The organism is Sulfuricurvum sp. (genome assembly GCF_049305995.1).
Classification (GTDB): domain Bacteria; phylum Campylobacterota; class Campylobacteria; order Campylobacterales; family Sulfurimonadaceae; genus Sulfuricurvum.
This window is the reverse complement of record NZ_JBAQPS010000156.1, coordinates 1-14,044: the sequence shown is the minus strand read 5'-3', so window position 1 is coordinate 14,044 and position 14,044 is coordinate 1. Positions and strand designations below refer to the sequence as shown.

18 protein-coding genes are annotated in these 14,044 nt (G+C 42.7%); 9 read left to right on the top strand and 9 right to left on the bottom strand.

Features of this window, described 5'->3' with window-relative positions:
* Positions 1-46: 46 nt before the first annotated feature.
* The 8 genes from WA010_RS05290 (at position 47) to WA010_RS05255 (ending at position 6,923) form a co-directional block, all read left to right on the top strand.
* Positions 47-1,327 (top strand): hypothetical protein, encoded by a 1,281-nt coding sequence (locus tag WA010_RS05290; RefSeq protein WP_422556101.1) that lies wholly within the window; start codon positions 47-49, stop codon positions 1,325-1,327.
* Positions 1,327-2,334: a PDDEXK nuclease domain-containing protein gene (locus tag WA010_RS05285; RefSeq protein WP_422556100.1), complete on the top strand. Its 1,008-nt coding sequence runs from the start codon at positions 1,327-1,329 to the stop codon at positions 2,332-2,334. Before WA010_RS05290 ends, WA010_RS05285 begins: the two co-directional genes overlap by 1 nt.
* Positions 2,331-3,119 (top strand): sulfite exporter TauE/SafE family protein, encoded by a 789-nt coding sequence (locus tag WA010_RS05280; RefSeq protein WP_422556099.1) that lies wholly within the window; start codon positions 2,331-2,333, stop codon positions 3,117-3,119. Before WA010_RS05285 ends, WA010_RS05280 begins: the two co-directional genes overlap by 4 nt.
* 3 nt (positions 3,120-3,122) lie before the next feature.
* The gene (locus tag WA010_RS05275; RefSeq protein ID WP_422556098.1) at positions 3,123-3,518 is read left to right on the top strand and encodes a hypothetical protein; all 396 of its coding nucleotides are present in this window, start codon (positions 3,123-3,125) and stop codon (positions 3,516-3,518) included.
* Positions 3,508-4,182: a molybdate ABC transporter permease subunit gene (modB, locus tag WA010_RS05270; RefSeq protein WP_422556097.1), complete on the top strand. Its 675-nt coding sequence runs from the start codon at positions 3,508-3,510 to the stop codon at positions 4,180-4,182. The genes WA010_RS05275 and modB overlap by 11 nt, the downstream gene beginning before the upstream one ends.
* Positions 4,179-5,084 (top strand): ABC transporter ATP-binding protein, encoded by a 906-nt coding sequence (locus tag WA010_RS05265; protein WP_422556096.1) that lies wholly within the window; start codon positions 4,179-4,181, stop codon positions 5,082-5,084. The genes modB and WA010_RS05265 overlap by 4 nt, the downstream gene beginning before the upstream one ends.
* Positions 5,085-5,311: 227 nt before the next feature.
* Positions 5,312-5,821, top strand: coding sequence for an RDD family protein (locus WA010_RS05260; protein WP_422556095.1), 510 nt, complete (start codon positions 5,312-5,314; stop codon positions 5,819-5,821).
* Position 5,822: 1 nt separating this feature from the next.
* Positions 5,823-6,923, top strand: a complete 1,101-nt coding sequence (locus WA010_RS05255; RefSeq protein ID WP_422556094.1) for an MFS transporter — start codon at positions 5,823-5,825, stop codon at positions 6,921-6,923.
* On the opposite strand, the gene WA010_RS05250 is transcribed toward WA010_RS05255, so the two are convergent.
* The 7 genes from WA010_RS05250 to WA010_RS05220 are packed head-to-tail and all read right to left on the bottom strand — an operon-like array spanning position 6,920 to position 10,359.
* Positions 6,920-7,627, bottom strand: a complete 708-nt coding sequence (locus WA010_RS05250) for a DUF481 domain-containing protein (RefSeq protein WP_422556093.1) — start codon at positions 7,625-7,627, stop codon at positions 6,920-6,922. The two genes, WA010_RS05255 and WA010_RS05250, sit on opposite strands and share 4 nt — an antisense overlap.
* The gene (locus WA010_RS05245; RefSeq protein WP_422556092.1) at positions 7,624-8,469 is read right to left on the bottom strand and encodes a mechanosensitive ion channel family protein; all 846 of its coding nucleotides are present in this window, start codon (positions 8,467-8,469) and stop codon (positions 7,624-7,626) included. The genes WA010_RS05250 and WA010_RS05245 overlap by 4 nt, the downstream gene beginning before the upstream one ends.
* A gap of 9 nt (positions 8,470-8,478) precedes the next feature.
* The gene (locus WA010_RS05240; protein WP_422556091.1) at positions 8,479-9,099 is read right to left on the bottom strand and encodes an NAD(P)H-dependent oxidoreductase; all 621 of its coding nucleotides are present in this window, start codon (positions 9,097-9,099) and stop codon (positions 8,479-8,481) included.
* Positions 9,092-9,424, bottom strand: coding sequence for a DUF309 domain-containing protein (locus tag WA010_RS05235; RefSeq protein WP_422556090.1), 333 nt, complete (start codon positions 9,422-9,424; stop codon positions 9,092-9,094). Before WA010_RS05235 ends, WA010_RS05240 begins: the two co-directional genes overlap by 8 nt.
* Positions 9,400-9,708, bottom strand: a complete 309-nt coding sequence (locus WA010_RS05230) for a hypothetical protein (protein ID WP_422556089.1) — start codon at positions 9,706-9,708, stop codon at positions 9,400-9,402. The genes WA010_RS05235 and WA010_RS05230 overlap by 25 nt, the downstream gene beginning before the upstream one ends.
* The gene (locus WA010_RS05225) at positions 9,705-10,127 is read right to left on the bottom strand and encodes a type II toxin-antitoxin system VapC family toxin (protein ID WP_422556088.1); all 423 of its coding nucleotides are present in this window, start codon (positions 10,125-10,127) and stop codon (positions 9,705-9,707) included. The genes WA010_RS05230 and WA010_RS05225 overlap by 4 nt, the downstream gene beginning before the upstream one ends.
* On the bottom strand, positions 10,120-10,359 hold the full coding sequence (locus tag WA010_RS05220) for a hypothetical protein (RefSeq protein WP_422556087.1): 240 nt from the start codon (positions 10,357-10,359) through the stop codon (positions 10,120-10,122). Before WA010_RS05220 ends, WA010_RS05225 begins: the two co-directional genes overlap by 8 nt.
* 123 nt (positions 10,360-10,482) lie before the next feature.
* On the opposite strand from WA010_RS05220, the gene WA010_RS05215 reads away from it, so the two are divergent.
* Positions 10,483-13,305, top strand: a complete 2,823-nt coding sequence (locus WA010_RS05215) for a helicase-related protein (RefSeq protein WP_422556086.1) — start codon at positions 10,483-10,485, stop codon at positions 13,303-13,305.
* On the opposite strand, the gene WA010_RS05210 is transcribed toward WA010_RS05215, so the two are convergent.
* Together WA010_RS05210 and WA010_RS05205 are read right to left on the bottom strand one after the other, a co-directional pair.
* The gene (locus WA010_RS05210) at positions 13,235-13,852 is read right to left on the bottom strand and encodes a DNA-binding protein (protein ID WP_422556085.1); all 618 of its coding nucleotides are present in this window, start codon (positions 13,850-13,852) and stop codon (positions 13,235-13,237) included. The two genes, WA010_RS05215 and WA010_RS05210, sit on opposite strands and share 71 nt — an antisense overlap.
* Positions 13,849-14,044, bottom strand: a 196-nt coding sequence (locus WA010_RS05205; protein WP_422556084.1) for an HD-GYP domain-containing protein, incomplete at its 5' end; no start/stop codon positions are given. The genes WA010_RS05210 and WA010_RS05205, both read right to left, overlap by 4 nt.

Below are 14,044 nucleotides of genomic sequence, written 5' to 3'. Positions count from 1 at the left end.
TGACGAAGAAAATGCTTATTTGTAGAACCATAAAAGGAAATGAAGAATGTCTGAACAAGAAGAACGGGAACTAGTTAAAGTAAAAATTATTGAGGATATTGATTTCTTAAAATCAAAGGAAATCGATATACGTGCGTCTTTACGTTCCTATTTTGCAGATATACAAACTTTTTCTCCTGTTGATGTTGCTTTCAATACTGTAAAAATGAATAGCTACGATTATTTAGATACGGGAAGCATTGATGATTTGCGAAAATACTATACAAATTTTTTAAATCGCTTTACTATTGCTTCACGTGCATTTTTGAATAATTCTTCCAATAAAAATACACAGAATGAACTTCTTGAATCAGCAAAAGTTTTTAATGACTACATGACTACAATCAGCACTGTTAAACAAACACCATCTCCATCAGAAACCGCAGGATTAGCAAAGTTATTATCGCAAGATCATGATAAATCACTATCAGCACTTATACACAGTTCTTCAACTGCCGCTCAGCTTGTAGAAGAATCAGTTAAAAATATGCAGCTAAATGATTTAGAAAAACGCATAAAAACTTTAGAACAAGAGCAAAAGCCGCTTAATGAAATAGTAATCAGGAATGAGCAAAATGAAAAAGCTTATTCGAATGAAATTAATGAAATCAAAGAAAGTATTGCAGATTTACAGAGCACAGAAGCACAAGATAACATCCATAAGATTCTTACCAAAACACTTTCATTATATGATGAAGCCAAAAATAGTAGTGGACTAGTTAATCAAGAGATACAAGAACTCAAAAATGCTAAAGAAGGTCATATAGCCTATAATTTATCAAAAGAATTACAACACAAATCTGATGATTTAAAACAAGAATATCAGAAAAAAGTTGGAAGTCTCTCATGGAAACCTTGGGAATTTAGTGGATTTTATGGAGCAATCGCAATTCTACTTTTGGTTAATTTAATTTCTTGGATAATCTATTTTACTGCAAACTTAGAAATTGAATTTTGGCATTTCATGATGCTCAAATTAACCATCAATATTCCACTAATCATTTATGTTGCCTTTGCCCTCAATGAATACACTAAAGCTAAAAAACTTTATGAAGAGTTTGATTATAAACGTATTTTGGCACAAACTCTCATGAATAATTACAATCAATTCAAAACGGACTTTACTGATGACCAAGACAAACTCCTTGATCTAATAAAAACACCTCTCGAAAAAATCTTCGATAACCCCGTCCACAGTATCTACGGCGACAAAAGCGGAGATAAAAACATAGCTCTCGATCAACTCGAAAAAATCACTTCTATTATTAAAAAAATGGACTCTAAATAATGAAACCAATATCTAACACTCCATTTTTTGATTCCGTTATCTCTCTTTTAGAGAATGCTCGTCGAGAAATTTTAGGTCATGTCAATACCGCAATGGTGCTGACCTATTTTACTATAGGTCAAAAAATAGTAGAAGAAGAACAAGAGGGAAATGAACGTGCCAAATACGGTAAGCAACTATTAAAAGAGCTATCCCAACGACTAAGTGAAAAGTTCGGTCGTGGGTTTTCAGTTGATAATCTCCAAAATATGAGACAGTTTTACCTTACCTATGCAAAATACGAGACAGTGTCTCGTAAATTAAATCTCAGTTGGTCACATTATCTATTTTTGATGAAAATAACAAATGTTGATGAAAGAGCCTTTTATGAAATTGAAGCAAGTGAAAACCGATGGAGTCTTAGAGAATTCAAACGACAATATGACAGTGGTTTGTATGAACGACTACGCCTCAGTCTAAATCAGAATAGGGTTCGTAAGCTTTCGACACATGGACATATCATTGAACAGCCCGAAGATACCATCAAAGACCCCTATATCTTAGAATTTATCGGTTTACCCGTGCTCCAACACTACAGTGAATCTGAATTAGAAAAAAGATTAATCGAAAAACTGGAACATTTTTTACTTGAGCTTGGAAAAGGTTTTACTTTTGTTGCACGCCAAAAGCGGATTACTCTCGAAGAAAAGCATTTTTATGTTGACCTCGTATTTTACAATCGAATTTTAAAGTGTTTCGTAGTAATCGATCTGAAAATCGGCGAATTAAAACATCAAGACATTGGGCAAATGATGATGTATGTCAACTATTTTGATCGATTTGAGAAATCAGAAGATGAAAATAAAACCATCGGGATTATTTTATGCAAACAAAAAAGTGACACTCTCGTTGAATTAACTTTACCGGAAGAGAATCAACAAATTTTTGCCAGTCGATATTTAACCGTTTTACCAAGTAAAGAAGAACTACAAAAACTTATTGAAGAAAAAGAAGACTATTTGGAATGAACACCCTAAAATCCATCATCAAACCATTTTTCTACGGTGCACTTATCGGTATTTTAGGGGGGTTGATGGGGCTTGGCGGTGCAGAGTTTCGCCTCCCCGTTCTCACCTTTATCTTTGATTTTGCGACCCTTCATGCCGTGGTGATTAACCTCATCATCTCATGGGTTACCGTTATATCATCACTGATATTTAGATGGGAATCGTGGAGTGCCGTGGAGCCGTATTTACCTATCATACTAACGCTTCTCTCAGGCTCACTCATCGGTGCTTCCATAGGTGCTTCTTTGGCATCAAAAATCGATGAAAAGCGACTTGATCGGATTGTTGCGATACTATTAGGAATTTTAGCACTGGTGATGATTACAGAAACCCTAATCCATTTCGATCCATTACGGTTAAACCTCATCTCTATGACGCTTCTGGGGTTTAGTGCAGGGATCATTATCGGGCTATTTAGTAGTATGCTCGGTGTCGCTGGAGGAGAGCTCATCATCCCGACCATCGCCCTGCTTTATGGTGTAGATATTAAAATAGCCGGAACCCTTAGCCTAATGGTCAGTTTGCCTACTATTATGGTGGGACTCTATCGCTATAAAAATAGAGCCCCTTTTACCATCGTCAAGCCCAACCTATCCCTTATCGCCTCGATGGCAGGAGGATCGGTTCTCGGGGCCTGGATAGGAAAATCGATGCTTGGACTCTTTTCCAGCGGACATTTACAACTCTTTTTAGCCTTTATCCTCTCCCTATCCGCCATTAAACTCTACAAAAAAGGAATGCAATAATTTATGAATACCCTAAAAGCCACCATCACCGCAGTAACTGCTTCAGAGCACCTCAGCATCCTTAGTGTTACCGTAGCCAATGAGCCGTTTCACCTCCTCCTCGCCGAAGCCTCAAATGCTCTCATCGGAGCCGATATCACCTTGGCGTTCAAAGAGACCGAAATAATCCTCTCCAAAAACGTCACCGCCACGAGCGCAAATTGTGCCCGCGCTACCGTCCAAAAGATCGAATCTGGAATTGTCCTCTCTCAAATCACCCTCACCTATCACGAGATGAATCTCATCGCGTTGGTACCGACACTGACGTTTAACACCCTCGCGATAAGTGAAGGCGATGAAATACACTGGATGGTTCAACCCTCTGAAATTTCACTCCTAAAGGAAACCCATGGAAAATGAATTTTTAACCACGATGACGCTGACCTTTGAGCTGGCTGCCGTCACCACGGTTATTTTACTCCTTATCGGTATCCCATTAGCCGCATTTTTAGCGTTTAGCAAAACCCGTTTCAAAAGTGTTGCTGAGACCATCGTCAGTATGCCCCTCGTATTGCCCCCCTCGGTACTGGGATTTTATCTCCTCCTCGCCTTTAGCCCCGCTTCGTTTATCGGGGAGTTTTTAACCTCTCACGGGATACGGCTGGCGTTTAGTTTCGAGGGGTTGGTGATTGGCTCCGTCCTCTTTAGTTTGCCATTTATGGTCCACCCGATCCAATCCGCCCTCTCCCAAGTGCCCAAATCGATCTTTGAAGCCGCCTACACCCTCGGCAAATCGAAAATTGAGACCATGATACGGGTTATCCTCCCCTCTATCCGTCACGGACTTATCTCAGGGATCGTCCTCGCGTTTGCCCATACGGTCGGAGAGTTCGGGGTAATCCTCATGATCGGAGGAAATATCCCTGACGAAACCCGTGTCGCCTCCATCGCCATCTATGACGAAGTGGAATCGCTCAACTATGTCTTAGCGCACCAATACGCCCTCACCCTCTTTGTCGTGACGTTTGCGATCTTGCTCATCGTCTACACTCTGAATAAAAAATCACTAGAGGGACTACGATGATATCTATAAACGTCACCAAAACCCTTAACACTGCTGATGGAGTGTTAAACGCCGAATTTATTATTGAGATCTGTAACGGAGAGTTTCTAACCCTCTTCGGTCCCTCCGGTGCCGGAAAAACAACATTGATGCGTATGATCTCAGGACTCGAAACACCGAGCAGCGGAGTGATCGAAGTGGATGGTGAAGTGTGGTTTGATAAAAGCAAAAAAATCAACCTTCCACCCCAAAAACGGAGTATCGGATTTGTCTTCCAAGACTACGCCCTCTTCCCGACGATGAGTGTCCGTGAAAACCTCCTCTTTGCCGCAGAAACCGCAGAACAAAAACAAGGGGTGGATGAGCTCATTGCCATGGTGGAGCTTGAAAATCTCGCCAACCGTCTCCCTTCTACCCTCTCAGGTGGACAGAAACAGCGTGTAGCCCTCGCACGTGCATTGGTACGACATCCGAAGATTTTACTCCTCGATGAACCCCTCTCGGCACTCGATCCCTCTATGCGCCAAAAACTCCAAAATGAGTTGACACAGATCCATACAAAAATGGGGGTAACAACCCTACTTGTGAGTCACGATATCGCCGAAACGGTCAAACTCTCTGATCGTTTAGCATCGATTGAAAAAGGGCGTATCGCTAAGATTGCCAACCCTCTTGAGTTTTTTAGCGCTCATGCACTGAGTGGAAAATTACAGCTTATAGCCGAAGTACTCAAAATCGAAGAAGACACACCTGTCTATATCGTAACTCTATTAGCAGGCTCATCGGTGATTCGAACCGTTGCATCGCAGGAGGAAGCATCACTGCTACGGGTTGGAGAACATGCAGTGATTTCAACCAAAGCGTTCAATCCAATTTTAATGCCAATATACCATGCAACAAAAGAAAAAATGAGTCATATATAGGTGCATTGTAGTTTTACATTTAGTGTTTCGTTTATTATAAACACTCTCGGCAATGGTTAATGGTTTAGGAAGATAACCCAAGCGAGTAAGGAGTCCCGCTGAGGCTTTGAAACTTAAGGAGTGAGTGATGAATGAAAAAAATCTCTATTGACTTGCTGCTGTCAATCGGGATAAAAGAATTATGAATCAAATTGGTAAACGAACAGTAATAACGTTATAATTTCGTTATGAGATGGCGAACCCTTAAAACTAAAAAACAATCTTACCCGCAAAACCAAAAACCAAAAACACTCTTTGCCCCTTTTTGGCCTCGTGCCGCAGGGTTTATTACTGATATTTTTATGATCGGATTGCCGATTTCCCTCCTCACTATGGCGATCTTCGGTTACGATCAAATGCACAGTGCCAGTGGTTTGGACGTGTTAGTACATGACCCAAAAGCCCAAACCAATCCCCCTAATCCTATCGCATCCATCACCCAAATAATCCTATTTCTCATCACCTATGTATGGCTTTGGCATACGAGTGGCCAAACTCCGGGGAAAAAACTTTCCCGTATCCGTGTTGTCGATGCACAAACACTTCAAAATGCCTCTGTTTTAAAACTAACACTCCGTTTTATCGGTTATTTTATCTCCCTTATCACTTTGGTTGGATTTTTTATCGGACTATTCCGCAAAGATAAACGTACTCTCCATGATCTTATAAGCGGTACTGCCGTCATTCGCGAAGCCTAACGTGGCTGTTTTAATCGCCTTATTCTATTTTTTCTATTTTGCCCTGATCGGTGTCCATATCATTTTCATCCCTAAAATCCTCTCCATGGTTGGATTTGAACCCACCGCAATCGGTATCATCTTCGCATCAGCACCTCTAGTACGGTTTGCAATCCCGTTTCTTTTTTTAAGAGGATTCCGTCTCAGTCAAAGAACCTTTTTTAGCGCATTAACGCTTATGGCTTTAGGTGCCATCGGATTTTATCCCGCACTCGAATCCTTTTGGTCTTTGCTTGCCGTCAATATCCTCTTTGGAATCGGAATAGCCCTCATCCTCCCCTACATCGAAGTGATCGCACTGGAACAAATCGGAAAAGAGCGTTACGGCAAAATCCGACTTTTCGGTTCACTGGGATTTATCGCCGTTGCTCTGGTGTTGGTGAAATTTCTCACCGCTGCATCTATTGGAATCCTCTTTTTAATCGCAATGGCTCTCGCAACGCTGTTGTTTGGTGCATTGATCGGGCTCAAAGAGGGAAAAACTCCTTCTAGCGAATGTGATGCTTCTGATGAAGCGTGCCGTTTTTCCATACGAGAACATATTCCTCTGTGGATCGGCTTTTTCCTGATGCAGGTGAGTTTTGGCCCTTTTTACAACTTTTTCACCATCTATACGACCGATCACGGTGTATCTCTGGAGACAACAGTGTGGTTGTGGAGTTTCGGAGTCATCGCGGAGATCATCATGTTTTACTATCAAGGCAAACTGCTCATGCGCAATCTCCATGCTCTTTTGTGGATAACCGCTTTAATTACAGCACTGAGATGGCTTTTGGTAGCACTTTTCCCAAGTTCACTCTGGATGTTGTTCGCCTCTCAAAGTTTACATGCGTTTAGCTTTGCCCTTTTTCACACCGCCGCAATCAGTGTTTTATTCTCCCTCTACCCTGCACGTCGCCTCTCTCAGCAGTTTTTCTTCGGTATCTCGTACGGATTAGGGGGATTTGTGGGGGCGTTGGGAGCGGGGTTAATCTATCAGCACATCCCATCTATGCTCTTTATCGGAGGCTCTATTGCTGCACTAGGGGCGACAGTAGCGTTTTGGATCAACTCTAAAGACTAAAAAAGTTTCGTAATCAAAGAGACGAAAATTGTTCGATCGGTTTTGGAGGGGGATAAAGGGACAGTCCTATAATCGACTTTATAATTGAGTCCCATTGAGAGAGTGCGGGTGAGCTTAGTTTCCATACCGATTTTACTGTTAATATAACTATACTGCGTATTCTCCAAATTGACGCGGTAAAAAGATTCTTGGGTAAATTTCAAATTATCTTTCGCTTGCCAATAGTAGATGGCACCGACCTTGCTCGAAGAGTAGCTATCACTCTGTAGGGTTTCAAGTTTATTCTCTCCATACAGAACATGGGCTTTAAAATCAAGCTTGTGTGCCCCGTAATCAATTGCTTTGAGTTCGATCTGGGGTCTGCTATAAAGCTGATAATCCAATCCGATAAAACGATCCTCTTTATAACCTACTAGATAGTTTATACACATCCGAGAACCGATTTGATAGTTATAACTTAGCTCACTTGACCATTTATCTTTGGGTATCTTCTCAGCGTCGGTTGATTGGTATAAATTCACATTAATACCCAATGCATGTTCATCCCATTGTTTTTTTGCCGCACCTTCAAAAGCAACCAATGGGATATCTGTATTTTTTTTAGCATTAATATATAAAATTTTGCTTTGGGTTACAAGTGACGACTCTTGCCCCATAAGTGTAGCGCTTAAAACCAAAGAGGAAATAAACCCTTTTCGAATCATATCTCCCCTTTTTTGACGTGCAAATCCATTTGCGGAAACGGTACGGTAATTTTATGTTTATCAAATTCGAGCTTAACCGATTCGGTAATCTCAAACATCACATCCCAGTAATGTTCAACTGATACCCACGGGCGAGCAATCAACTGAACACCATCGCGTTCCAAAGCACCGACAGCAACCACCGGAGCAGGTTCTTTTAACACCTTTTCATGAGTTTGCAATACATTCATAACAACCTCTTTGGCAACCCTTAAATCATCTTTATAGTCAATGACGAACGTCATATCAATGCGTCGAGTATGATTTCCCGTATAATTAATGATATTACCGCCGATCAACGTCCCGTTTGGAATAATAATCGAACGGTTATCGGTCGTTGTGAGCGTTGTCGAGAACAGATTAATCGATTTAACAGTTCCCATAACCCCCGATGTTTCGATAAAATCTCCCACTTTAAACGGACGAAAAAAGATAATAAGCACTGCCGCACCAACATTGGAGAGGGTATCCTTGAGTGCTAGCCCAATCGCCAACCCTGCCGCACCGAATACGGCAACAAAGGAGGTCGTTTCTACTCCAAGATTACTGATCGCCGCAATGATAATAACAATAATCGCTCCGACATAAAGGGCATTGCTTGCAAACGAGATCAGTGTCGAATCGACATTAGCTCGCTCCATCCCTTTGCGCATTAACATAACGATTTTACGGATAACCCACTTGCCGATAAAGAAAATAAGGAGTGAGCCGAGTATTTTTACTCCGTACTCCGTAGCGTATCCCATCGCCAAATCGGTATAATGGGTCACTTTGTCTTCAACGTGTTCGATTTTTTGTAGCATATTATCTCCTTAGCGAATCTCAACAATCTGTTTCATCTCAAGCCGTTTTTGTTCACTTTGTGCTTTAACTCGATAGCCAAATGCACAGATAACGGCAACACTGTGACCGTATTCGAGGTCTAGGATCGCTTCGACCTCCTCTTTGTCAAACCCTTCGATCGGGCAGCTGTCGATCTCTAATGTCGCGGCACAGGTCATCATATTTGCCAAAGCAATGTAGCACTGTTTTGCTGTCCAGTTTTCTAACAGCACCTCATCGACTTCGATAGGTTCTAAATAGTTTTTATACACACCCATATAGGTATCAACCGCTTCACTAGGAAGTCCACGACGTTCGAACATCTTCCGTACGTACGGTGTACCGCTTCGTACGCTGTCATTATCGGTCGTAAAAATCACCAGTTCAGAGCAATCGGTAATCTGATTTTGATTCCAACACGCACTTTTTAGTGCTTTACGCAAGTTCGGATTGCGGATTACGATCAATCTCCACGGCTCCATCCCAAAGGACGAGGGGGAAGCACGCAGTACTTCGAGCATCGAATCAAATTGCCCACTTGGAATCGGTTTTTCGGTATCAAACACTTTACACGCGTGGCGAAATGCCATCGCTTTTAAAAATTCAGACATTACTAGCCTTTTTGGATTCAATTATTTGTATCATTTTAACGTAGAGTTGTTTATGGGGAGTTACAAGATGCTCCAGTAGGGAAGAATATTTGAGATACGTTTGCCATGCTGTCTCTGATGGCTTGGGTCGCCCTCGCTTGATGAGTTCAAAACAAACCGCCGCATTAATAAACCCTTTCCACAGCCGTACCTCATCATTCTCCTCTGCGCGACGCGGATGCCACAAAAACTCTAAATCCTCATGTGCATCATAATAACGCCCCTCTTCGATAGATCGGACAAACGCCTCACACGATGCTGTTATACTCGCAGATTCTTGCGCCAATACCCTCGCCCTCCACGCAAACTGATACACACATGATTCGGAAATTTGGCTCGAAACTCTCCCAGCCGTGCTTTGGAGGATTTACCGCTGTCGCAATAAAAGACAAACACACTCCCCTCCGGCTCTGCTCTCAGTAACGGTGGAGCATACAGTGTCGTCTCAGCACCGTCGATAGAATTCAAAATCGTATCGATCAGGAACACTTTGATCCCGCTTGCTTCGAGCTCTTTTTTGTTCCGTAAAAACTCTTCTTGGGTCCATTCATCAACACTTAGATCAATCATAAGAGTTCCAAAAATGATTTTGAGGTATGGAGTGCAATATCGGGACTATGAAACTGTTGATCGTTAGTGATAATCACATCACATTTTTTTGCTTGTGCCAAAACATATTGCACGGTATCTTCTAGATCATTAAAACAACTATCTTCACTCATAAGAGCGCATGTTTGTTCCACTTCAGCATTGGAAAACTCTATTATTTGAATAATTTTATTAATTTGCCGTATCTTCTCTCTTGCTTCTTGTTTCCCTTTTTTAGAAACAATGTAATAGATCGTGGTCACAATATCACAACTTGTAAATAGCTCGCAATTATTTTCGATCGCCCACGCATACACCTTCAAACTATCGATGTGGTTTTCTCTTGTAGTATCGAATATATCCACGATTATATTTGCGTCAAAAAATATTCGTTTACACATCCATATTTGCCTTAATTTCCTGGATGGTTAAATTTCCAAACAATCCCGTAGCACTACCAGCCAATTCATGTAATATTTTTAATTTCTCTTGTTTTTCGGTCTCTTTGTAACGCTCTTCGATCAACTCTTGTACTGTTTTATTGAGCGATTTCCCCTGTGATGCCGCCAACTCTTCAAGATGTTGCGCTACCGTTGGATCAAAGATAAAATTTTTTCGTACACCTGCACTCATACATCATCCTTTTTATGTATAAAAAGTTATGTATGAATTATAGCGTAATTGAAAGTAAGGATACACTGAAAATTACAAACTCTTTTTAGCTACACTTACACTATGGCAAAGAAAAAGAAAAAAATGATAAAACTCAATCAATCCATCCGCCATTTTTTCGGCGATGAGGGATTTGATGAGGGTATTGAGCGAGTCCCGACCGAGGTACTTATCGCCCTCGCCCACACACTGGGGATATTTGAGGGTTCTACCGATAAAACCTCCTTGATTAGAACGTTCCGTCGATTATGGTCGGAGGGGGAGACTGACAATCGTGAATTGATTGTCGCGTTTTTCAAACATGAGGGGAAAACTTACCCCAATCCTAAACCCAAAGAGAGACCGCATGAGCGTGAAGAGAAGATTGATGAGCTGTTAGAAGCTTTTGAGATCACCGAGGGGGAGCGACGCGACCTTCATGCGGCGTTTATCGACATCCGTACTCGCAAAATCACCCCTGATAAAATCGCTTCTAAACTCGAACACATCCGCTATACCCGAAAACGCGAAGCACTTGAAAAAGCGTTGGAGGGGAAATTTAATTTTGATGATACGTTAGAGTATTATGCCCCGATCACGTATCATATTGATACCGAGACCTTTACTAAAATCCATGTCCTCAAAACCCCGCCGCTGAATGAAAAACGGCTCCATGAAGAGGCATTAGAGGTATTGGTTCCCGAGGTCAGTGAGCTAAAAACAGCACTAATACACCAAAAACAAGAGCAAACCAATCTGTTTTTATCCTCTCTCAATTTGAGTACACATCGTTATCTAAATCGTGAGCAGATCATCGCCTCGCTCAAAAGTGCCCCCCCATCGACCCAAACCTACGGATCGCTTAACATCGATGTTTTACGCGATGTTTTGGCGCGTCATCTGGGTACCCCACTTATCTCGGTAGGCACCGATGATTTGATCATCGAGATTGAGAAACAGCTTATCCTTCCTCGCCGCGAGGAGCCGCTCGAATATACCCTCTCACTCCACTTGGATGCGCACGAGCTAAGCCGACAAATCTGGAACGAGGAAGAGCTCACTATCACCACAATGGTGGAGGAGCAAAGCACCCACGAAGAGCGAGCTTTTTTAACTGAGCTAGAGCATTTGATGAATGAGTGCCGTGAACGCTCCAAACTTTTGGAGATGAGCGAAGAGACCCTTTATGCTATCGTGTATGAGTTACTCATGCCGTATCTCACTCTCACCCCCCATATCAGTTCCAAAACCTCTCGACGGGTACTGTTTTCCTACGATCAGCGCATTGCGGGTGAACTGCTCAAACGGCAACGGCAAGCGCTCCTTGCCCGAACGGTGCGTGATTTTAAAAATCTCTTCCCACTGGCACGTTCACTACGCCGCCGTCTGATCTTTCACACGGGTCCCACTAACAGCGGTAAAACGTATACGGCGTTCCAACACCTCAAAAAAGCGGGGACAGGATACTATCTCGCACCGTTGCGTTTGTTGGCACTGGAGGGGTACGAGACGCTTCGGGATGATGGGGTTAGCGCGTCACTTATCACGGGTGAAGAACAGCTCCTAGATGAAAATGCGACCCATATCAGCTCCACCATCGAGATGCTGAGCTTTGAGGTTGAGGTCGATTGCTGTGTTATCGATGAGGTACAGATGATCGATGACCGTGATCGGGGATGGGCGTGGGCAAATGCTATCATCGGAGCACCCGCCAAAACCGTTATTATGACGGGATCACCCAATGCCCGCGAGGCGGTTATCGCGTTAGCTGAATATCTAGGTGAGCCGTTGGAGATTGTCGAGTTTGAGCGCAAAAATCCCCTCGAACTTCTCAAATCTGCCACCCCTATCGATGCTATTGAGCCCAAAACTGCCGTGATCGCCTTTACCCGCTCCAATGCCCTACGGCTCAAACAACAGCTCTCTAAAACGTATCGAACCAGCGTCATCTACGGCAATCTCAGCCCCGAAGTGCGCCGTGAAGAGGCACGCCGCTTCCGTGAAGGGGAAACCGATATCCTCGTCGCCACCGATGCGATCAGTATGGGGCTGAACCTCCCGATCAAAACACTCCTCTTTTCCAAAGCGGATAAATTCGACGGTCAAAACCAGCGCAACCTAACTGCCACCGAAGTACGACAGATTTCGGGACGGGCGGGACGCTATGGGTTAAGTGAAAAAGGGTACGTCGGGGCACTCACGGGAGATGTGCTCAAAACCGTTACGAACCTCTTTACCAAAAACATCGAACCTATAACACTGCCGTTTAATGTTATGGCGAACTTCGATCATATCATGCTCGTCTCGAATATTTTGGAAGAGAAATCGCTCTCAAATATCGTCGATTTTTTCGTCGAAAATATGAAGTTTGAGGGACCTTTCCGCGCCGCCAATCTCGAATCGATGCAGGAGGCTTCTGCTATTATCGATCATTACGATCTCGATATGCGCACCAAATACACCCTCGCTACCGCACCGCTCTCCACCTCATCGCCGCTGGTGATGGCGGCATTCGAGCACTATGTACGGGCGCTAGAGCAAAAAAAACCGATCGCTTATATCCCGCCGAAGCAATTAGGGAACTATGCGTTATCGATGGAGGAACTCCAAGAGGCGGAAGATCGGATCAAAGAGATCAGTTTGTATCTGTGGCTGTCGTACCGAATGGCAGAGTTTTTCGTGGATGCGGAAAAAGCACGACTGTTTAGAGGGGAACTAAACCGATTTATCGAAAACTCACTCCAACAAAGTCACTTCGTCCCTCGTTGTAAAACGTGCGGAAAGCCATTGGCACCCAATGCGGAGTTTGCCATCTGTCAGGGGTGTTTTAACAATCTCAACCGAGCCAAACAAGGAATTAAAAACGCAACAAGTCCGAGTAATCGTACCGAGAAGGATTCAAGAAAATTTTCCCGTCGCGGACGTTAAGGCGTTCGTCATCCTCTTCTACCGCTGATTCAAAACGTTGTTTAATCTGCTTTTTCTCTTTATCTTTAATTCGTTTGAGTTTTAAAAATGATTTTAGAGATACCCATTCTTCAATGTCAGTATCGACAACATCGGCATTAATCGCATCGGCTTCTTGCATAACTGCATCAGAATTGGCATGGGAGAGAAATTTGGTCGCGACAACATGCAAGACACTCCGTAGCTGTGCGTCCCGTTCTTTGTAAATTTGTTCCACTTTGATCCGTTCATCAATCAGCATTTGTTCTCGCTGATCGCGTAATCGAGTGGTCTCTTTTTCGAGGACATCTACTTTTTCACGGAGCCGTTCATTTTCTTGTTCGATGTACTGCGTATAACGGTTATCATTCACCGTGTTAGATACAGTCGATTTTGCAGATTCAACAGCAACATATTTCACTCCATTTTCGACAATACAATCTAAACTTCCCCGTCTGATGCGGTTATGAATCGCCTCTTTAGAAACATTAAAATATTCTGCAGCATCCGCTATTGTCATTTTTTTCATTTTATCTGTTCCTGCTTATGTAACATTCTTATAAATGCATCAACCAAACTCATATCCAAATGACGGCTAAATTGATCTTTCATTAATTTTAGTGCTTGAAATGATGTCATGGGTGCTTTATAGGAACGCTTGGTTGAAAGGGCATCAAATACATCACACACTCCGATAATCCGTGCAAATTGACTAATTTGA

Excerpts from the sequence above, each read along its gene's own strand:
- WA010_RS05290 (WP_422556101.1), top strand. The coding sequence starts at position 47 with ATGTCTGAACAAGAAGAACGGGAACTAGTTAAAGTAAAAATTATTGAG.
- WA010_RS05285 (WP_422556100.1), top strand. The coding sequence starts at position 1,327 with ATGAAACCAATATCTAACACTCCATTTTTTGATTCCGTTATCTCTCTT.
- WA010_RS05280 (WP_422556099.1), top strand. The coding sequence starts at position 2,331 with ATGAACACCCTAAAATCCATCATCAAACCATTTTTCTACGGTGCACTT.
- WA010_RS05275 (WP_422556098.1), top strand. The coding sequence starts at position 3,123 with ATGAATACCCTAAAAGCCACCATCACCGCAGTAACTGCTTCAGAGCAC.
- modB (WP_422556097.1), top strand. The coding sequence starts at position 3,508 with ATGGAAAATGAATTTTTAACCACGATGACGCTGACCTTTGAGCTGGCT.
- WA010_RS05265 (WP_422556096.1), top strand. The coding sequence starts at position 4,179 with ATGATATCTATAAACGTCACCAAAACCCTTAACACTGCTGATGGAGTG.
- WA010_RS05260 (WP_422556095.1), top strand. The coding sequence starts at position 5,312 with ATGAGATGGCGAACCCTTAAAACTAAAAAACAATCTTACCCGCAAAAC.
- WA010_RS05250 (WP_422556093.1), bottom strand. The coding sequence starts at position 7,627 with ATGATTCGAAAAGGGTTTATTTCCTCTTTGGTTTTAAGCGCTACACTT.
- WA010_RS05245 (WP_422556092.1), bottom strand. The coding sequence starts at position 8,469 with ATGCTACAAAAAATCGAACACGTTGAAGACAAAGTGACCCATTATACC.
- WA010_RS05240 (WP_422556091.1), bottom strand. The coding sequence starts at position 9,099 with ATGTCTGAATTTTTAAAAGCGATGGCATTTCGCCACGCGTGTAAAGTG.
- WA010_RS05230 (WP_422556089.1), bottom strand. The coding sequence starts at position 9,708 with ATGATTGATCTAAGTGTTGATGAATGGACCCAAGAAGAGTTTTTACGG.
- WA010_RS05225 (WP_422556088.1), bottom strand. The coding sequence starts at position 10,127 with ATGTGTAAACGAATATTTTTTGACGCAAATATAATCGTGGATATATTC.
- WA010_RS05220 (WP_422556087.1), bottom strand. The coding sequence starts at position 10,359 with ATGAGTGCAGGTGTACGAAAAAATTTTATCTTTGATCCAACGGTAGCG.
- WA010_RS05215 (WP_422556086.1), top strand. The coding sequence starts at position 10,483 with ATGATAAAACTCAATCAATCCATCCGCCATTTTTTCGGCGATGAGGGA.
- WA010_RS05210 (WP_422556085.1), bottom strand. The coding sequence starts at position 13,852 with ATGAAAAAAATGACAATAGCGGATGCTGCAGAATATTTTAATGTTTCT.